This window comes from Planococcus sp. RAB007_Raresut (assembly GCF_057369535.1).
In genome coordinates, this window is sequence record NZ_JBXYIF010000001.1 from 602,319 (window position 1) to 622,468 (window position 20,150).

Here is a 20,150-nt window from a genome sequence, read left to right on the forward strand (position 1 = left end):
ATTGCACAACAAAAAAGGCCTCTTTCCTCGAGGCCTTCCATTCATTGATTATTTCGGATTTGATAAATCTGTTTCTTTAATTGCTTCAATACCACACGTCTGGTCAAAATACCCATGAACAAACCGTCATCATCAACTACACAAAGGAAGTTCTGATCGATCAGCAAATCAAGCGCCTTCTGAAAACGTTCAGTTATTTTAATCAAGGGAATATCAGTCTGCATAATTTCCTGCACTTTAATTTCCGGTAATTTTTCGTATTCAATATGGTCGAGCCCAAGAATGGATTCCGTAATCCGCTGCGTATTGATCAGCCCCTGGAAACGGTATTTCATATCCAAAACCGGAATTGCCGAATAACCTGTTTTAGTTAATACAAGCAACGCGTGTTCCGCGCTATTGCCCAACTGGACGTGTGCGACCTTTTCAGATGAAATAATATAGTCTTCTATTTGAGTTTCAAGAAAGTCTTTGCTTGGTAATGAAATCATGCGCTCTACTCCTTTTGCATCATATACTGATGCTAATCACTCCGATTTCATCATAACACATCACTAAACATGAAACTATTTAAAAGAAAGTATTATTTACTTAAAAAGGAAATTTATTCAGCCATTGCCCGCCGTCAAGCGTCACAATCTCCCCATTCATATAGGAAGCTTTGTCCGACATGATAAAGGCGGCAAGTTCCGCAATTTCTTCAGGCTTGCCCAATCGGCCAAGAGGAATCGATTCGAGTGTGCGTTTGGCCGCTTTTTCTGATTCCCACAGCTTATCTGCTCCGCCAGTACGTTCAATAGGACCCGGTGCAATGCCGTTTACACGAATTCCGTATTGAGTTCCCCACTCTACTGCGAGAGTGCGAGTCAATGACATAACACCTGCTTTTGCGGCAGCTGAATGCGCTACTCCAGCACCCGCATTCCAGGCGTAAGTCGCAAGCATATTCAGGATATTTCCTTTAGTTTCATTTTCAATCCAATAGTTTCCGACAGCATGTGAACAGAAGAATGTACCATTCAATACAATATCAACAACTGACTTCCAGCCGTTAGGCGATAGTTTTTCCGCATGAACGATAAAGTTTCCAGCGGCATTATTAACCAAACCATCAATTCGGCCGAATTTTTCATGGGCAAATTTAACCATAGCTTTTGCGTGCTCCGGCTCACGGACATCCATTTGAAAAACTTCAACCGTCCCTTTTGAATCTGCCATATTTTTAACAGCCTCATTCAATTTCTCCATGTCTCTCCCGGTAATGACAACATTTGCTCCTTCAGAAGCAAATTTTTCCGCCATATGGTACCCCATACCGCTAGAACCACCCGTGACAATTATAGTTTGATCTTGAAACATTCCAAATTCCTCCTTTAGGCCTCATTAGATTTTTTTATGTAAAAACGATAAATTACGCCTATTTCCTCAAATGAACATATATTCCTGATACTTGTTATACACATTGCAAGAAAATTTTGATATAATGAAGATGTTTTAGGAATATAATCCTCTTTGAAAGGAATGAGCCTATGTCTAACTCCAGAATGGATTCTGAAATTGCTCAGGCAATTTTCACAGTCAACAGGCACGCAAAGACCGCTTCAGACAATCATTATTTATATGCCTTAAAAAAAGAGGCGTTAAATAAAATGATTCTCCAGGACCGCGCTCAGAAAATAGGGCTGCACTTCAGTAAAAACCCCCGTAAAAGCCAACAGCAATCTTCTGTCCTCGTAAAATGTGGAGACTATTATTTTCACATGCTGCCGAAAAAAGAAGACTTCGAGAATCTTGAACACCTCGGCCATCTGGATGAATCCTATCGGAACCCCGCCAGCAGGATGAACTTGCGTTCTGCCAAGGAAATCTTAAGTGAGTTGACCGGCCTGCAGCCTGTAAAAAAAGATACAGCTGCAACTAATCCCGGAAAAGCTTATCAGCCGCGAGAAATGAACAGATTCTATTCACCTAAAAAATCTTATTTTGACTGATGCACAGAGCCGGGACTAAATTGTCTTCGGCTCTTTGTAATTATTATCTTCATATTGAACGATCAATGCCTGAGTGCCTTTATCTTCATACCCTTTTTCCGCCAGACTCTCAAACAGGCTGAGGGACAAACGTAGCGCAGGGAGTTCCAGCCCCATCAATTCCGCTTCTTCCAAAGCAATTCTCATATCTTTAATGAAGTGTTTAATATAAAATCCGGGTTCGAAATTTCGCGAGATCATTTTCGGCGCCAGATTTGACAAGGACCAGGACCCTGCTGCCCCTGAGGAAATAGACAAGAGAACAGTTTCGGGATCGAGCCCTGCTTTCAGGGAATAGATCAATGATTCGCTGACCCCCATCATATTGGAAGCAATAACGATTTGATTGCACATTTTTGTATGCTGCCCTGAACCAGCTGGTCCCTGATAAACTATATTTCCGCCAAAAAGATCCAGTAAAGGCTGCACTTGTTTAAAAGTACTTTTTTCTCCCCCGACCATGATGGATAATAAACCATTTCTCGCACCTATATCTCCGCCGGAAACAGGGGCGTCAAGTGCTGATATCCCCTTCTGAAGTGCGGTCTTGAAAATTTCACGGGCAAGTTCCGGTTTCGACGTGGTCATATCGACTAACACAGTACCTTCATTGGCATTGTTAATGATGCCTTCATCCCCGAAATAGATTTCTTTCACGTCTGAAGGATAGCCGACCATCGTAAAAATAACTTCCGCGTCCTTCGCCAGCACTTTCGGAGATTCCTGCCACTTTGCGCCAGCTTCCAATAGATTTTGCGCTTTTGAAGCTGTTCGCGTATAGACAGAAACTTCATGCCCTTCATCAAGCAGGTGCTTCACTAGGCTGTTTCCCATGACTCCTGTTCCGATAAATCCTACCTTCATATGTATCCTCCTTTTTCAAGCTAACTTCAGTTTAGCAAAAATCTTCTGTATATTCATTAAATAGTATAGAAAAGCGACCGCGACCGTTAAGCTCTGAAAGGCATAAGACGGTTTGGCGAAGCGGCGTGTTTTCAGCCGCACAGTCTCGAAAAGCGGAAGTGCCTGGTCAGCTCTGAAAGGTATAAGGCGAATCAGCGTAGTGGCGCTTTTTGCCACGCAGCTGGTTTGACTTATATCCCGAAGAGCTAGGCACTGGAGACTAGACACGAAGTGGCTTATGACCCGAAGAGCTGGGCCGCGGGAGTCTAGACAATAGAAAAGCGGAAGTGCCTGGTCAGCTCTGAGAGGTAGGAGTCTAAACAATAAAAAAAACAAAAAAAAGAAGCCGATCCAGTTAAGGACCGACCACAAAAGGGGGAAATGAGAATGTTGCTGTGTTCTTTATTAGTATGCCCAGATAAATATGGGTTTAAACATTTTCCCTAAAAAAATTTTTATTTATTTTTTCCAGCTCTTCCACGAAAGGAGATGCTTCACTGGTCGCTATTAATCCGTCGCTGTACCGCACTTTATCATAGGTTCTAAAAAAGAATTCCGTAAATGGCAATTCTTCACGACGAGCCCATTCCCTGACGGTTTCGTGTTCCATGCGGCCTTTGTCAGCTTGGGTTGCCTTGGTTTCAAACTCTCTGAACGCTCTCCGGATTTCATGGATATCGACTAGCTCGTACCCTCTGGCCGGTTCTGGTTCTTGAGTTTTATCGGCAACTTCAGAAAAACGGATGACTTCAGCAACCCTTTCTTCTTTTTGACCGGCACTATCCGGTTTTATCTTTCGGATCAGCAGAATACCGATAATCACCGCAAGCACAATGCCTATACCAGCAATGATTGTATAATCGAATTCCATCGCGCCTTGTGAATAAGGAATATCCTCCGTCTGTTCCGCTTGTTGTTCCATATTGCTCAGATTCTCCTGCATCTCTTCTTCATTGGAAAGTCCGTTCACAATATTCACCAGCCAGTTCAGTACACCTGCAAATGGCCATAAGACCACTGCCAGTATGCCTCCGAAAACCGTTCCGGCTAGTTGCCGTGTTTCATCAGCCAGTAAATAAACAACGAATGCTATTGCCCCGGAAATGGCGATAATGCCTGCTGAACCAGCAAGCGCCTGCCAGAATTTCGCCCCTTCCTGCCTGGCGGCAAAATACCGGTAAAGCAGACGTGATACAGTGTAGAAAATAATGGCTGCTGCTGCAACCGGAAACAATAGGAGCTGTGAACTGCCCAGCGGGTTAAAGATACTTAAAATCAATGCAATAGTGAATATCACCAAAAACAGTATCATAAAGGAACTTTCTCCACTGCTTTTATCTTCTATCTCAGAAAATCTGGCATGCAGACGATATAAAGAAATGATTGTTAAGACGATGAACGTACCGACCGTCACCCCGGCAAATAAGGATATTGCCATTATCAGGCCGGCTGCAGTCAGAACAAGCGCTGGATTATAAGGCTTCCGCCAACTGACGGCAGCTGCTGCCAATGCCGATGCCAGCACTAACCCCAGCCAGATCAAAACCAAAGGAAATCTGGCTCCAGCGTCGATAAACAGAAATACAAATGAGATGAGGAAAGCATCCTGAATATACGCGGTGACCGAAGAAAATCTTGCAGTCATGCAATCACCCGCCCTTCGCTTGTGCGCAGAATCTTCAACTCTGTTTTTCTGCTCCACTTCGGTATATATTTTCTGACGCTTTCATGGTTGTCCGTCATAAGGTAAGTCGTATAAGGCAATTCCATATGAAGATCCAAATGGGCGATCATTGAAACGAACGGCATTGTCGAATTGTTTTTCGAAATCACCGACAACAATTCAAGCGCATGCTGTCTTTGTCTGCTTCCTTCACCCGAAGCCAGATAGAGATAAGGAATCTTGCCGGCTGACCGGACGTTGATTGCTATGGCATAAGGCACACCTTCGCTAAAGCAGTTTTCTATATAAGATGCCAATTCTTCAATTCTTTCTTCCAGGTTCGATATTGTCGCATAACGGTCAGCGACATTCAGCACAAAAAGCATCGCTTCATTCGCCACATGATTGTAAACCTTCGTCTGATAGGTCTGCATTCTGGCACTTGCCTTCCAGTGAATCTGATTGAATTGGTCTGTCGAGACGTAATCCCGTGTACCGATCGGCTGGAAGGGATCTTCAAACAGCGAATGCCGCAAGTTGAATTGTCCCGGTTTCTGTTTTGACGGTGCATAGCGGAATTGATATTTGCGCAGTTTCGGATAAACAAGATGTTCTTGCAGAATCATGTCACCGTATTCGAGCATCAGGCTCCCCTGGCCGAATGGATGAGGAATCGATAATTCCATTTTCTTGATGCGGGACAAGCCTCGGCGATTTCCTGTAACCGGCACTTTTAACACCACCGTCTCTTTATATCCCACCGTAAAAGGGATATCGAGCTCAACAAGCTCGGTATAACTGCCTGCTTCCTGGCCAACGGGTATAACTGTGTCAATAAACCAGATTTTCAGGTTAGCGCCCCAAACAGGCAAGCCTTTATTTTCAAAGGACAGTTCCCAATGTGAATCTCCGCCATTCAAGACTCTTTTTCGGATTTTTGAATTCTTAAAAACGAGTTTATCACCAAGTCTTGAAAAATAAGCTAATTGCAGCGCTACAATAAAGCCGATGAAAGCCGTAATCGCAGCAGCTGTAAATTGAAGGAACACCATAGACATAATAAATAGAACGACAGTGAAGCCGAGAGCCATTTTAGTGTTTTTTATTCCATAATCATGGCGGATCCAGTTCATGTCAATAAGCCTCAACCGGGGATGCCACCGAAGAGGAAATCTCTTTGAGCAATGTCTCTGGATCCTGGACCAGCATTCCTTCGACCGTCAACAGAAGACGGTGGACAGCTACTGGTTCAAGTATGTACTTGACGTCATCAGGTGTTACAAAATCACGGCCATCCAAATAAGCTTTCCCTTGGGCAGCGTGGACCAGAGCAAGCGCTGCACGGGAACTGAGACCAAGTTCGATCGATGGATGTTCACGGGTCGCGCGCACCAAATTCAGGATATATTTTTCGATATCTTCATGGACACTGACTTCGCTTGCGCCTTTAGACCATGCCGCCACATCATCAACTGATGCAATGCTCATTATCTGTTTTTTATGGGAGACATTATCCCGGAAGTTTCGAATAATCGACATTTCTTCATCATAATCCGGATAACCGATTTCCAATCGGAACAGAAAACGGTCCAATTGGGCAGCCGGCAATGGGAAAGTCCCTTGCTGGGATTCAACCGGGTTTTGAGTAGCAATAACCATGAATGGTTGTGGCAGCTGCAGCGTTTCCCCATCAATTGTCGCTTGTTTTTCTTCCATGGATTCAAGCAAACTTGACTGTGTGCGAGGTGTTGCCCGGTTAATCTCGTCAGCCAGTAGGATATTTGCCATTACAGCGCCCGGACGAAGCTCGAATTCCTGATTTTTCGGATTGAAGAAACGGATACCAGTCACGTCCGATGGCAACACATCAGGTGTAAATTGAAGCCTGCGAAACATGCCGCTGAAAGATCCAGCAAACGCTTTTGCCATCCAGGTTTTCCCTGAACCTGGAACACTTTCAAGCAATACGTGGCCTTGCTGGATCAAAGCGATCAGCATAAAGTCGATTTCTTTTTCACGGCCCACAACCAAATGATTCAAATGCTCTTTCACTTCTTTTAAATTCCCCATTTAACGCACCCCTTTGAGTTATGTATGCTTTTATTTACTCGGTTCCTGTGTATATCTATAGATTGTCTTGCCATGATGAAAAGCTTCACCGCGAAAATGCTTGAAATCTTCCCGGACAATCAAAACAGTACGGAACTCGAGAAAATTCTCCTTTTCAACAGTTAAGGATTCGATTTCACCCGATTTTAGCCGGTCTAATAATTCATTGTAATCTGTCATTATTTAATTCTCCTTTTTCAATATTTCCAAGGCTTGAAGTCTGTTATAATACATAGCGGACAAAGAGTTTGCCTGAGTCCGGCAATGGCTCTTCCATTTATTATACAACAAGGATTGTCTCCGGACAGTGTTAGTTTTACCATAAAACGGCAAAACTTGTCTTTTACATTATAGGAGGATATTTTATGCTGCGCTTTTTAACGAAACACAAACTATTATATGTGCTGCCGATCGCTTATGGCTTATACAATTTGGCATTTGCTGATATCTCTATTTTTTGGTATATGTATACATTCGCTTTATTAATTTTAATGTCCGCAGCCATTTTATTCGGGGAAATTCATGAAGAAATGCGCACTTGGAAGTCATTTACTTATGGAATATCCGCTGCTGCAGCAATATACCTGATCTTGTTTGCGGGCTATCATCTGCTGCAAGTGCTGGGTGTCGGGTCAGCGTCTTCCACTGCTGATTTCCTGGCAATATTCACGCCGGCCTCAGTTTGGCATCTTTTATTATTGATGTTCATCGTTGTGCCTGGTGAAGAGTTGTTCTGGCGTGGATTTGTTCAGCAGCAGCTCAAGCGGTATGTACCGGCTTCCATTGCCGTTCCGATAGCATCAGTCCTTTTTGGCCTGACTTTATGGCTGGCAGATTTCTGGCCGGGAATATTCGCGGGAACCGCAGTCGGTTTAGTCCTCGGTTATCTTTATGAAAAGAAAAAAAGTATGCCCGCGCTTATTATTGCCCACCTATTGTTAATGATATTGATTTTTATTGTTTTTCCATTTTAATATTAAAAGCGGAAGCGCCCGTTTAGCCCCGACAAGCAATAGAAGGCTCAAAGGTAATTTGAGCCTTCTATTTGCGACGAAGCGCGCAGCGATGCAGGAGCAGCAATAAGTAGTTATAAATTATAATGGCGTTCTTTGCCATTAACGGCAAGGCTGAAGCGACTCGAGGGGCTGGGCGCTGGAGTCTGGACAGTTAGAAAAGCGGAAGTGCCTGTTCAGCTCTGACGTCTAGACAGAAAAGCATTTATTTCCAAGCCATGTTAAACTAAAAAGGTAATATTTACTTTTTTAAAAAAAATAGTGAAACGATTTCCAGATTCATGCGTCTACTTTACAAAGGGAGTGAAATTATATGAATAAAAAATTATTTTTAGCAGCATCAGTACTGGCACTTGGCGGTTTAATGGCTGCATGTGGGTCGGACGAATCGACCGAAGAGACAAACGGTACTGCAACATCCAACACTGAACAAAGCGAAACGACAACTTCAGAAGAAACTGCAACAGAGGAAAGCACTGAAGAAGCAACAGAAGAAACAACAGAAGAAGCACCGGAAGAGGAATCTTCTGAGGAAGAACCTGCTGAAGAGAGCACTGAAGCCGAAGAAGAAAATCCGGCAGCCACTGAAGGGACACCGACAGTCAGTGATTCGCAATCTTACCAAATCCATTTGCTTTCAGGGTATGAACTTACTGCTGAAGAGCCAAACAAAGATGTAATCTACTCAACAGAAAATGATGAGTTGTTTATGCGTGTTGAAACTTTCAAACCTGAAGAAGCGGATTTTGCTTTTGCTGACGATTCCATCCAACAAACAGTGATAGCTTCCAACGAAACTGCCGAAATGACTGAGTTGCCAGCATTTGAAGAGGCTGGATTCAAAAATTCCGCTGTTTATGAAATCCCGACAGAAAACGGAAAAGTAACTGGAGCAGTATTTGAAACAGAAGGTTTGATCGTTAAACTTACAATTTTCGATCTTACAGACGCTGGAGTTACTGAAGAATTTCTAAACATGGGCAAGACCATCACCGCCAAGTAAGGACCGGCTGATAAGTCCCATAATACAATACAGATTTAAAAAACGGCTACCCTGAAATTCAGGGTAGCCGTTTTTTTTGATCAATAAGACAAATCCTTAATGGAAAGTCCCAGTTTCTTCATCAACTCAATTGCAGTATCTTTTTCTTCGGGTGATAAGGCAGCTGTCAATTCATGAAGATTTTTTTCATGTTCAGGGAAAATGCGCGCCATGAACTCTTTTCCTTCTTCGGAAATTTCAGCATAGGTAACACGGCGGTCAGTTGGACAATTAACCCGTGTAATATAGCCTCGTTTTTCCAATTTATCAATTACATACGTAATAGAACCACTAGCCAGAAGGATTTTTCCGCCTATTTTTTGAAGCGGCTGTTTTCCTTTATGGTAAAGCAATTCCATTACGGCAAATTCTGTAGGATTTACGCCATTGGCCTGAAAAAATTGATTGGCCTGCTCGGATATCGCTTTATGGGCTCGTGACATGACAATAAATAATTTTAAAGATCTCTGTATTTCTTCATTCATACTATCCACTCTTTTCCACTTATTAAACACTATAAATAAGATTATAGCCTTTTTGCATGAAAATGGCATCCCCTGCAGTTTAAACAATTATTAGCCGATGATGACACGTTCTTTCGGATAATGGAATTTCGTCGGATCGGTTTTTCCACCAATAGTAAACAGGAAGGAAATAAGTCCGACACGCCCTATGAACATCAAGACCATAATCGTCAACTTACCGAAGGAAGACAGATCATCTGTGATACCCAGCGACATCCCGCAAGTCCCGAATGCGCTGGTAATCTCAAAAATGATTTCTATCGCTGATGCTTCCGGTTCAGTGATGAATAAGATCATCGTTGATACAATCACCATAAATATGGCAAGGATAATGACTGCATAGGAACGGAACACATCGATCAATTGAATTTCCCGTTTGAAGATTTGGATGGTATTTTTCCCTCTGGCAAAGTTAATCAGGAATAAAATCGCGATCGCCAGCGTAGTAGTCCGGATCCCTCCCCCTGCGGAACTCGGAGATGCTCCGATAAACATCAGGACACTCATGAATACGTTTGTCGCTTCATCGAACTGGGTGATATCAAAAGTGACTAGCCCGCCTGACCGTGAAGATACCGAATGGAAAATCGCCGCGAATAATGTCTCATGCCAAGACATATCCTTGAATGCTTTAAACGATTCAAGCGCAAGTATCCCCAAGGTACCAATTGCGAGCAGGATACCAAATGTGCTCACTGTAATTTTTGTAAATAAAGAAAACCGGAAATTCTTATCTTTATTCGATAAAAACTCTTTCAGCTCAATCAATACCGGGAAGCCGATTGCGCCAAGTATAATCAGAATCATATTGATCACTTGAACAAAATAATCATTGAAATAAGGAACCAATGAGGCACCGGTAATATCAAAACCGCCATTAGTCGTAGCTGTTACCGAGGCAAAGACACCCTGCAGCAACGCTTCATTGAATGTATCGTAAAACTGCATGAAATATAACGTAAGAATAATTGCACCGATCAATTCAATCAATAATAAAATCGAAATAATATTGCGGATCAGTTTGACAACACCTGCCATACTTAACTGGTTATGGTCGACCATGATCAATTGACGCTCACGAAGGCCTATCCTTTTACCCACCAAGAGCCAGAAGAAGGTCCCGATAGACATGATGCCAATGCCGCCTAATTGAAGTATGACCATTAACAGCACAATGCCGAAGACAGAGTAAGTCTCAGAAATATTGATAACAGTCAGGCCAGTAACACTCACTGCACTTATAGCAGTAAAAAGTGTGTCGATCAAAGGGATATTGACGCCTTCCTGATGAACTCCTGGGAGCCGCAGCAACAGAAAGGAAATGGTGATGGCGGCAAAATAATAGGCTGCAATCGCCTGTGCTGGCGTTAGATTACGAATTTTTTGGAACGATTTATTCATATGCGTGAAATCCTTTCGACTTCGGTTATCTACCTATTCTAAGTAAAGTATTTGAAAAAAGAAAGGGAAATCGGAAATTCCCCACTTATCCATCTAAAAAACAGCAGAAAAGTATTTTCTGCTGTCATTGTATTACTCATTCTTATTCTTTTCTTTATTGTTCTTGCCGTTACTGCTGCTGTTATTTTGCTTGCTGCTCTTCTCACTTGGTTGTTTCAGATTGTTTTTTTCTGTTGATTTTTGCGGTCCGGAAACAGAGGGCTTGGATTTATCTTTTGTATTCTTTGCTTTCGAAGATTTTTCATTTCCTTTTGGAGACTTTTCTTTTTCTGTTCCTTTGTTTTCTTTATTTTTTTGCTGGCCAGGTGCTTCATCTTTTTTATCTGCAGGCTCATCGCTTTTATTGACATCATCTTTTTTTATCTGTCCAGGGGCTTGGTTGCGCTTTTCCTGGCCAGGCGGATTAGGGTTTCCCTTTTCTGCAGCAGGAGTTTCTTTACGCTTTTCCTGGCCTGGTGGTACTTCTTTTTCTTTTTCGGAAGGAGGATTTTTGACTTCCCCTTTATTTTTCTCTTCTTGCTTTTTAGCTTTTTCTGCCGACTTTAACTCTTTTTCTTTTTGTTTATCGACAGCTGCCGGCTTATCTTCCACTTTCAGTGGCTGGTTATTTTTCTCTTTAACAGGTTTGTCCTCATTTTTTTCGTTCTTTAGATTTTGTGAGTTGTTAATCAGTTGACCCACGGGCACACTCTTTTCGACTGAAGTTCTCCATTGTGTTTTAGAAGCTTCCTTCAGCTTAACAGTTACGTTTTTCGCCATTGCTTTTGCTGATATGGCCAGCACTGATTCTACAACTTCCTTATCCGCAACTTGATCCTCTTCGTCAGCAACTGTCGTAATGACAATTTCATCAGTAGTCGAATTCATTGACAGGACAATTACTTCATCAAGCACCTCTTCGAGTGGATGGTTTTTCCATTCACCAAGTTCTTCTAATATTTCCCGGCCGTCTGAATTTAACCCCCTGATGGAAACCACATCATATCCATCATTAATTCCCAGCTCAACTCCTGGATTCACCTGCACCTGAACGTAAGCAAAGGCTTCTTGTTTCGGCAGAAGTACAGAGAGGAATAACACCGCCACCGCTGCAGCAGCGGCGATAGGAGCCCAAACCGGCTTATTGGCTTTGCGCTTTTGCACAGCCAACACTTGTTTAGGATAAAAATAGCTTTCTTCTCCCACAGCAGCTTCCCCAACTGGCATGCCGTGGACAAATTCCCCGCTATGGCCAATGAATACAGAAGACTTGCCATTCAATTCTATACACAGTCCCTTTTGCATTCTCATCAACGCAACCGCTCCTTTAGGTAATCCTTTAAATAATGCAAATCACTCATTAGCAATACAGCAACCGCAATTATATACTTTCGATTGCGCTCAATAGTCTTCCTGGAAACTTCCACCAGTTGTTCTATGTCCTTGACTGGCAGTTTCTTTTTTTGCTGAAGAAAATTCTGATAATCTTCAGTTTCGGCAACCAATTGGGCAATTTGGATTGCGGTGACTCTGGCATCTTCATGAGCTGGCGATACTTTCACCAAGTCCTGGAATGTCATGCCATATCCCGAAAGCAACTTCTCATATTCAGCTATTTCTTCTCTGCGAGCCGCAACCTGCTGCTGCTCTGTATAATCTTTTATCGATGCAGATGTATCAATTCCACTCCTGAAGTCATCCGTCTCTGATAAACCATGAAAATCATGGGCAAAATCTTTTCTGTTGGCCTCTTTCCGGATATAATCAATGACTCTCCTTCTGATGACCATATGTGCAAAAGTCAAAAAAGAAGCGTTTTTTTCATGATTGAAACCATTGACCGCCTCATGGAACGCTGAAAGGGCTATCGTATATTCTTCATCATGATCATTAATGAACCGCTTGCAAACTTGTCCTGCAGTTTTTTTCATAAATGGTGAATAGGATGCCAACAAGCTTTCCATTGCCTGTGCATCGCCATTTTGAGCCTGTACTGCCAACAATTCGGCATTGCTTTTCTCACCGCGGCCGAAATATCCAGCCAATACTGACAGCAGCATCCGGTTCACCTCTTTCATTCTTCTCATTAATATTGATTGTAACGAGAATTGGAAAAAATGAAAAGAATGAACAATTCTTCCTTCTATAATAATGATTCGAGGATGTACCCCTTTTTATAAGGGTATAAACAATAAAATTTAACTTTCTCTTAATTTTTTCGATAAAATTAAAAGAGCATCTTCGGGAGAAGATGCTCTCAAAATATTAATGATTTTCAATTTCTTTATTCTTTTTCAACCCGATAAGTGCTCCGACTACTACTATTCCTACCAGTACGCTCCAGAAAGTAATTGTCCAAGGAGTTGAATGCGGGAAGTCATGCGGCAATATATCGAGCTTTTCATGTGACAAAGTCATCACGAGCAACTTCACGCCGACCCAGCCTACAACCACAAACGCGGCTGTTTCCAGCTGCGGGAATTTTTCCAGCAATTGAACAAATTTATGCGCAGCAAAACGCATGATGATAACACCGATTAAACCACCGGCAAGCATAACAGCGAATTGTCCTGAATTGATGCCGCCGATGTCTTCAAGACCAAACACGTTCAAATGCGGCAATGTTACTGCCAGAGCTACCGCAGCAAGCATCGAATCGATGGCGAATGCGATGTCAGCCAATTCGATTTTCAGAACTGTCATCCAAAAACCTGAACCTTTTGTGGCTTCCGGTTCAATGGAGTGTTCCTGCCCTTTACGCTGATCGTAGATATGTTTAAATGATATAAACAATAAATAGGCGGCCCCTAATGCTTGGATTTGCCAGATATTCACCAATAGCGTAATCATGAATAACGCAGCGAAACGGAAAACAAACGCTCCCGCCAATCCGTAGAATAAAGCTTTCTTTTGCTGAGCTTTCGGTAAATGTTTTACCATTACCGCCATTACCACTGCGTTATCCGCAGCAAGTAAGCCTTCCAGACCAATCAGGACCAACAGGACCCAGGCATACTCCAATAATATTGCACTATCCATCTTTCTTCCTCCTGTTTTTTGCCAGCAAAAAAGACCCTCACCTAATAAAAGGCAAAGGTCTCGCTAAGCAATCAAAATTGCTATCACAACCGATGGCTGCAAACCATGTGCTGACGACTGTGAAATAGGTTTCCCTACAGCTACTCCCCTTTGACATCTGTCAAAGTAATTTAGTTGTATTTTGAGTATAGCACCATTTTTTCGAAAGTAAATATACTATTGGATTGGAATATGAAATTTTTTGTCATTTTTATGCAACTCATAAAAAGCGACCATTTCCGGCATAGTTTCCAGGAAATCCGCACATCGGATGCCGCTTCCTTTTAAGAGTCGCTCGGCTTTTGACGTATCAAAAGAGGCTGGCCAATCCATATAATCCAAGGTCTCCATTTCAACACCGAGCATTTTTCTCACAGGTTTATATTTCATGCTGATGACAGCCATTTTCTTAGGCAAGCGTCCTTTCGGTGTTTTGCCTGTAAGATGAACTACCATAGAACGGTACACCTCTTCGACTGGATGCGGGTTTGGATCTGTCAAATGGACTGTTTCGCCTTCTGCGGCTGATAATTTACTTAAAAAGACTGATGCTTCAAATATGTAATCGATTGGGACGACATTAATATAGGAAGAAGATTTTCCTACATACGGAATAAGAGGCATTTTACGCATCCGGTCAATCATATTCAGGAAAAAATAAGGTCCATCGAATTTAATGGTTTCTCCTGTTTTTGAATGCCCGCGTACAATTCCCGGACGAATAATAGTAACCGGATAATTTCTTTTCATTTCCTCGACAAGCACTTCCGCTTCAAACTTTGTTTCTTCATAAAAATTTTTAAATTTTTCCGGACGGATCAATTCATCTTCCCGAAGTACCCCTTCACGTTTTCCAGCCACATAAGCTGTACTGAAGTACATATATCTTTCCAGACCTGAAAGTCCCGACACAAACTCATTTACAAATTTCGTTCCTTCGACATTCACTTTCCATGCTATATCACGCGGCACTGCCAAATCATAGATTGCGGCCAAATGCCAAAAGATGATTTTCTTATTTTCCAGGTAAGTAATGTCCTCTTGCTTAAGTCCCAGCCCTTGCTTCGTAATATCACCATCCATGATGCGTAAATGTCTGCAGCCTGTTTCTTCTTGAATGCGGGCAGCTTCTTTTTCCGCCTTAACACGCTCTGACGGCAATACAATCGCGGAAACGCCAAGTTCCGGATCCTGCCCGATGGAAGTACGGATCAGCTGACTTGCTATAAAACCTGGAAATCCTGTAAATACTGCTTCTGTCAATTCAATTCCCCCTAGTCGATTCTCCTTCATATAAATGAGACTTCTTGTTCAGCTAATAAAGTTCATTTACCTCTTCATTACCAATTATACTAAATATTCCAATAAAATGTATGGAAATAAAAAGCCAGCCGCTTGCAAGAGACTACGCTCCTGCATCGCTGCGCTGACTTTATAACAAAGATTAAGCCAATTCCATTTGGCTTACTTTTTATTCATCAATCTTGTTTCCCTGTCAAAGAGACTGTATACAATCGGCACTACATAAAGAGTAAGGAATGTGGAACTGATCAAACCGCCAATTACAGCAATCCCCATCGGCTGGTTTATTTCAGTTCCTTCACCAATTCCGACTGCAAGCGGTGCAAGCCCAAGAATTGTAGTCAATGCCGTCATTAGGATTGGACGCATTCTATCTCTGACTGATGTGATGATTGCATCATAGGATTCCATTCCACTTTCTTTGCGTTTGTTAATATAATCCACAAGAACGATCCCGTTATTCACGACGATCCCTACCAGAACCAGTATACCGATGACTGCGGTTATACTAATCGGTGTCTGTGTAATAAACAAGGCGATTGCCACACCGATGACCATCAGGGGCACAGTGAACATGATAACAAATGGATATTTAAACGATTCAAATTGAGCCGCCATAACCATATAGACTAGTACAACAGCCAATAATACAGCCATAATCATGTCATTGATGGCATTATCGAACAGTTCCCTGTCCCCTCCAAAGGTTATCATGGTTCCGTCGTCGAGATTCAAATCTTCAAGCGCTGCATCCACGTCATTTGACATATCTCCCATAGTGACATCCGACTGGTGCTGCAATGTGAACGACACACTTCCCGCCTGATCGACACGTTGAATGCTCACCGGGCCCTGAGCTATTTCAATCTCCGCAAGTTCCTGTAATTCGACAAATGTGCCGGAAGGCGTGCGGAGACTCAGTTCCTGCAATTTTTCATAGCTGTCACGATCTTCTTCTTCGATTTCCACAAACACGGCATAAACTTCATCCTGCTCATTTATCAATTGGGTAGCCTGTACCCCTCGGGTAATGTTGTTCACTGCCTGTGCAATCTGCGCCGGAGCCATGCCGTATTCAGTGGCAGCCTCACGGTCAATTGTCACCTGGATTTCATCGATTGTATCGTCACGGTCATTTGTCAGTTCAGTAACAGAATCCAAACTGTTTAGAGAATCACTGATTCTTTCTACAGCTTCATCAAGTCTGACAGGGTCGGTATCGGTAACTGTGAACGATAATGTATTCGGTGTTGAACCGGCAGCCGTTTGCAGATTAAATCCTACTTCAGCGCGGTCTCCCACTTTTTCAAGAATTTGAGGCTGGACATCGTCAACGAATTCAAAAACAGAACGTTCCCGGTCATCCAGCGGAATCAGTTTGACATAAATCTCAGCTTCGTTGGCCTCTGAAGACCCTTGTGCCTGACCTTGTTGAGTCGTTCCGACAAGGCTCACGTAAACTTCCACATCATCTTCCGCTTCAAGCTCTTCTTCAATCAGTGTGACCACTTCATCAGTCGCTGTGCGGGATGAGCCATTTTCAAGCTCAACTGAGACACTGACGAACCCTTCATCTGTAGCCGGTAAAAATTCAGTGCCGACCTGTGAAACGCCAAAAGCGCCAATGATCAAAAACACTAATGTAACCAATAAAACAACTATCCGATGACGCAGTGCCCACTTGATGGAGCGTTCAAAGTTCTTGAGCCCTTTGGACCTCCGCTTTCTCGCTTCAACATTGCCTTTCGGTTTTTTAAGCATTTGGGAAGCAAGCATCGGAATGACTGTCAGTGCAACAGCCAAAGAGGCAAAAAGACTGAATGAAATCGTCAATGCAAACTCAAAGAAAATTTCACCAATCAACCCCGAGATAAAAATTACTGGAACAAAAACTGCTACTGTAGTCAGTGTTGAAGCCGTGATGGCTCCAGCCACTTCCCTTGCACCATCCGAAGCTGCTTTCTTCGAAGGTTTGCCCATTGCTAAATGCCGCTCAATATTTTCAATTACAACGATGGCATTATCCACGAGCATGCCTATCCCCAACGCTAAAGCGCCGAGTGTCATAATATTTAAGGCAAAGTCAGCAAAATACATCAAAACAAATGTAACAATGACGGAATAAGGAATTGCGATACCGATGATGACCGGGCTCTTTATTCCACGCAGGAAGAAAAACAGCACGAGCATCGCAAATATGCCTCCGAAGATTAATGTCTGTCCAATATTTCCAACTGCCAGTTTCACATAATCTCCCTGGTCAAAGAGAATATCAGCTTCTACTGCGCTGAAGCGTTCTTCTTCAAGCAGTTCTTCTAAGCGTTCCTGGAATGCAGTTGAAACGTCCGCAGTGTTCGCACCGGATTCCTGCAGGGCTGCCAAAAGTACAGCCGGTTCCTGGTTGGCACGCGTTTCACTGTTGCGGTCCCGTTCAGTCAGTGAAACATCCGCAACATCACCAATCGTCAGGTTCTCGCCATCAAGCGGATCCACTGTCACGATGAGGTCCGCGACTTCTTCCGGGCTCGTCAATGTGCTGATGATCCGAGTTGTTAAATTACGGCCATCTTCGCTTTCAATCGGTTCACCAGGCATCGAAACATTGCTTCCTTGAATCACTTGCACAATATCTGATTGCTGCAAACCATTCTCTTCCAATAATTCCTGATCGAGAGAAATTAAAATATCCTCTATTAAAGTTCCGGAAATATTTACGTTCGCCACACCTTCTGTCTGCAGCAATTCCGTTTCCAGTTCCTCCGCAAGTACTCTTATGTCTACATCCGATTCGGTCGCTCGCAAAGATAATTGCAAAATGGGGAATTGTGAAGGGTCGAACTTCAGAAACTGTGGTGTCCCTGCGTCTTCAGGTATGAAGGTCTGGTCAATCCGTTGGAGGATGTCGCTTTGCACATCATCAATTTCAGTGGACCAGTCGAATTCAAGTAAAATGAAATTCGATCCTTCCTGTGAAGTCGACTGGATCGATTCGATGCCAGGCAATGTTGAAAGGTTCGCCTCCAAAGGCTTTGTCACTTTCTCATTCACTTCTGTAGGGCTTGCCCCATTGTAACTGGTTACGACAACCCCAATTGGCGGATTCAATTCAGGTATTAAGGTCACCGGAATCCTTAAAAATGACACTGCTCCCAAGATTATGACCAATAGCATGGTGACAGTAGTCAAAACCGGTCTTTTTATCGAAAAATCACTTAGTTTCATCGTGTCAAACCCTCTCTGTTACTTCGTTCTTTTATCATAAGAAAAACTGACTGCCACCGCAAACTTAAACCTTTGAAATGAATTTGGATTTTTCTAAATGTGAACAGAATATTCTTATTTAATTCACAAAAAAACCTGCCTCTTGGCAGGTTCTAAAATTTCTTTATGGTTAGATGGTTCTTAGTGAGAAAGTTTCTTCTTATAATAAGCTGTACAGCCTGATACCCGGATTTTTATCCTGGAACCAGCGTGTGGCGAATTCATTCTCGAACAGGAATACATAGTTATCGAAACGGTCCTTCACCAACATCGAACGGCTGCTGGACATAGACTCTTTGACGTCTTCTTCGTTTTCGATCCATCGGGCAATTTTGGAACCGATCGGCTCCATCCGGACTTCAACATTGTACTCATTTTTCATGCGGTGTTCAAAAACTTCAAATTGCAATTGGCCCACTGCTCCAAGAATGACTTCTTCCATATGCAGCGTTTTATAATACTGAATGGCCCCTTCCTGGACAAGCTGAAGAATCCCTTTATGGAAATGTTTTTGCTTCATAACGTTTTTAGCGGTAACTTTCACAAATAATTCCGGTGTAAACTGTGGAAGGTTTTCGAACTGGAATTTCTTCCCGCTTGTTATCGTATCGCCAATCTGGTAATTCCCCACATCATGCAGCCCGATGATATCTCCGGCAACTGCTTCTGCCACCATTTCACGATCATCCGCCAGAAACTGAGTAGTTTGGGACAAGCGGAACGATTTTCCGGTACGCGATAAGGTAACGTTCATCCCTTTTTCGAATTTTCCTGACACGATTCGCACAAAAGCGATTCGGTCACGGTGTGCAGGATTCATATTCGCCTGGATTTTGAAAACGAAGCCTGAGAATGGAGTATCCACCGGGTCTACAATGTCTTCTTCCTGGGTCATTCTTGGCTGCGGCGACGGTGCGAATTGAAGGTAGGTCTCCAAAAACGTCTGAACGCCAAAGTTTGCAAGTGCGCTGCCAAAGAAAACCGGAGTCAATTCTCCTCTTTTTACCCGGTCGAATGAAAATTCGTTGCCGGCTTCATTGAGCAATTGAATATCTTCCATAGCTTGTGTGTAATAGGAAGAATTTTTCATATCGTGATCGACAGCCAATTCACCTTCTTCGTCTATCGGCAAAAATCTGTCGCCTTCAGACCGGAAAGGCTCTACACGTTTATTGAAGCGATCATATATGCCAAGGAATTCTTTCCCCATGCCGATCGGCCAATTCATTGCGTACGACTGAATTCCAAGTACTTCTTCAAGTTCTTCCATCAATTCCAACGGTTCTTTCCCCTGGCGATCCATCTTATTGATGAATGTGAAAATCGGTATACCGCGCATTTTACAAACTTTAAATAATTTAACTGTCTGTGCTTCTATCCCTTTTGCGACATCGATTATCATCACGGCACTGTCGACCGCCATTAATGTACGATATGTGTCTTCACTGAAATCCTGGTGTCCAGGTGTATCCAGAATATTTACACGGTGGCCGTCATAATCAAACTGCATAACAGATGAAGTAACGGAAATTCCCCGCTGTTTCTCGATTTCCATCCAGTCGGATGTTGCAAATTTACCACTTTTCTTCCCTTTAACCGTACCCGCGTCGCGGATGGCTCCACCGAATAGCAAAAGCTTTTCAGTTAAAGTGGTTTTCCCGGCATCCGGGTGGGAAATGATGGCGAATGTTCTTCTATTTTCAATTTCATTTTTAGTTTGGACTGACATGTTTTACGCTCCTTTAATCTACTCTCTTCATATTAGAGAAGGAAATGTGAAAAAAC

General features: G+C 42.8%; 18 protein-coding genes. 3 read left to right on the forward strand and 15 right to left on the reverse strand.

Annotation, left to right across the window (positions count from 1 at the left end; translation table 11 throughout):
• Positions 1–41: 41 nt before the first annotated feature.
• Positions 42–491: a cyclic-di-AMP-binding protein CbpB gene (gene cbpB / locus AC2Q9J_RS02965; RefSeq protein WP_084244833.1), complete on the reverse strand. Its 450-nt coding sequence runs from the start codon at positions 489–491 to the stop codon at positions 42–44.
• 100 nt (positions 492–591) lie between these two features.
• The gene (fadH, locus tag AC2Q9J_RS02970; RefSeq protein ID WP_499037039.1) at positions 592–1,359 is read right to left on the reverse strand and encodes a 2,4-dienoyl-CoA reductase; all 768 of its coding nucleotides are present in this window, start codon (positions 1,357–1,359) and stop codon (positions 592–594) included.
• 170 nt (positions 1,360–1,529) lie between these two features.
• Between fadH and AC2Q9J_RS02975 the strand changes: the two genes are divergently transcribed.
• Positions 1,530–1,991 (forward strand): YkyB family protein, encoded by a 462-nt coding sequence (locus AC2Q9J_RS02975; RefSeq protein WP_499037041.1) that lies wholly within the window; start codon positions 1,530–1,532, stop codon positions 1,989–1,991.
• A gap of 15 nt (positions 1,992–2,006) precedes the next feature.
• Here AC2Q9J_RS02975 and AC2Q9J_RS02980 read toward each other — a convergent pair whose 3' ends face one another.
• The 5 genes from AC2Q9J_RS02980 to ykzS all read right to left on the reverse strand — a co-directional run bounded on the left by AC2Q9J_RS02980 (position 2,007) and on the right by ykzS (position 6,885).
• Positions 2,007–2,894 carry an NAD(P)-dependent oxidoreductase gene (locus AC2Q9J_RS02980; RefSeq protein WP_499037043.1) on the reverse strand — a complete coding sequence of 296 codons (888 nt, stop codon included), beginning with the start codon at positions 2,892–2,894 and terminating at the stop codon, positions 2,007–2,009.
• A 469-nt stretch (positions 2,895–3,363) separates the two neighbouring features.
• Positions 3,364–4,578 (reverse strand): hypothetical protein, encoded by a 1,215-nt coding sequence (locus AC2Q9J_RS02985; RefSeq protein WP_499037045.1) that lies wholly within the window; start codon positions 4,576–4,578, stop codon positions 3,364–3,366.
• On the reverse strand, positions 4,575–5,729 hold the full coding sequence (locus tag AC2Q9J_RS02990) for a DUF58 domain-containing protein (RefSeq protein WP_499037047.1): 1,155 nt from the start codon (positions 5,727–5,729) through the stop codon (positions 4,575–4,577). The genes AC2Q9J_RS02985 and AC2Q9J_RS02990 overlap by 4 nt, the downstream gene beginning before the upstream one ends.
• Before the next feature lies 1 nt (position 5,730).
• Positions 5,731–6,666, reverse strand: a complete 936-nt coding sequence (locus tag AC2Q9J_RS02995) for an AAA family ATPase (RefSeq protein WP_499037048.1) — start codon at positions 6,664–6,666, stop codon at positions 5,731–5,733.
• Positions 6,667–6,696: 30 nt separating this feature from the next.
• A complete protein-coding gene (ykzS, locus tag AC2Q9J_RS03000) occupies positions 6,697–6,885 on the reverse strand; it encodes a protein YkzS (protein WP_499037050.1) in 189 nt (62 codons plus the stop codon).
• Between the two features lie 185 nt (positions 6,886–7,070).
• On the opposite strand from ykzS, the gene AC2Q9J_RS03005 reads away from it, so the two are divergent.
• Positions 7,071–7,679: a CPBP family intramembrane glutamic endopeptidase gene (locus AC2Q9J_RS03005; protein WP_499037052.1), complete on the forward strand. Its 609-nt coding sequence runs from the start codon at positions 7,071–7,073 to the stop codon at positions 7,677–7,679.
• 352 nt (positions 7,680–8,031) lie between these two features.
• Positions 8,032–8,721, forward strand: coding sequence for a hypothetical protein (locus AC2Q9J_RS03010; RefSeq protein ID WP_499037053.1), 690 nt, complete (start codon positions 8,032–8,034; stop codon positions 8,719–8,721).
• Between the two features lie 80 nt (positions 8,722–8,801).
• Here AC2Q9J_RS03010 and AC2Q9J_RS03015 read toward each other — a convergent pair whose 3' ends face one another.
• From AC2Q9J_RS03015 to AC2Q9J_RS03050, 8 genes are all read right to left on the reverse strand, one after another.
• Positions 8,802–9,245: a MarR family winged helix-turn-helix transcriptional regulator gene (locus AC2Q9J_RS03015; protein ID WP_499037055.1), complete on the reverse strand. Its 444-nt coding sequence runs from the start codon at positions 9,243–9,245 to the stop codon at positions 8,802–8,804.
• 90 nt (positions 9,246–9,335) lie between these two features.
• Positions 9,336–10,685, reverse strand: coding sequence for a TrkH family potassium uptake protein (locus AC2Q9J_RS03020; RefSeq protein WP_499037057.1), 1,350 nt, complete (start codon positions 10,683–10,685; stop codon positions 9,336–9,338).
• 132 nt (positions 10,686–10,817) lie between these two features.
• Positions 10,818–12,035 (reverse strand): anti-sigma-I factor RsgI family protein, encoded by a 1,218-nt coding sequence (locus tag AC2Q9J_RS03025; protein WP_499037340.1) that lies wholly within the window; start codon positions 12,033–12,035, stop codon positions 10,818–10,820.
• The gene (sigI, locus tag AC2Q9J_RS03030) at positions 12,035–12,784 is read right to left on the reverse strand and encodes an RNA polymerase sigma-I factor (RefSeq protein WP_499037058.1); all 750 of its coding nucleotides are present in this window, start codon (positions 12,782–12,784) and stop codon (positions 12,035–12,037) included. The genes AC2Q9J_RS03025 and sigI overlap by 1 nt, the downstream gene beginning before the upstream one ends.
• A gap of 205 nt (positions 12,785–12,989) precedes the next feature.
• Positions 12,990–13,763 (reverse strand): TerC family protein, encoded by a 774-nt coding sequence (locus AC2Q9J_RS03035; RefSeq protein WP_499037060.1) that lies wholly within the window; start codon positions 13,761–13,763, stop codon positions 12,990–12,992.
• A 216-nt stretch (positions 13,764–13,979) separates the two neighbouring features.
• Positions 13,980–15,065, reverse strand: a complete 1,086-nt coding sequence (locus tag AC2Q9J_RS03040) for an SDR family oxidoreductase (RefSeq protein ID WP_499037061.1) — start codon at positions 15,063–15,065, stop codon at positions 13,980–13,982.
• A 201-nt stretch (positions 15,066–15,266) separates the two neighbouring features.
• On the reverse strand, positions 15,267–18,326 hold the full coding sequence (locus AC2Q9J_RS03045) for an efflux RND transporter permease subunit (RefSeq protein ID WP_499037063.1): 3,060 nt from the start codon (positions 18,324–18,326) through the stop codon (positions 15,267–15,269).
• Positions 18,327–18,525: 199 nt separating this feature from the next.
• The gene (locus tag AC2Q9J_RS03050) at positions 18,526–20,094 is read right to left on the reverse strand and encodes a peptide chain release factor 3 (RefSeq protein ID WP_499037065.1); all 1,569 of its coding nucleotides are present in this window, start codon (positions 20,092–20,094) and stop codon (positions 18,526–18,528) included.
• Positions 20,095–20,150 lie beyond the last annotated feature (56 nt).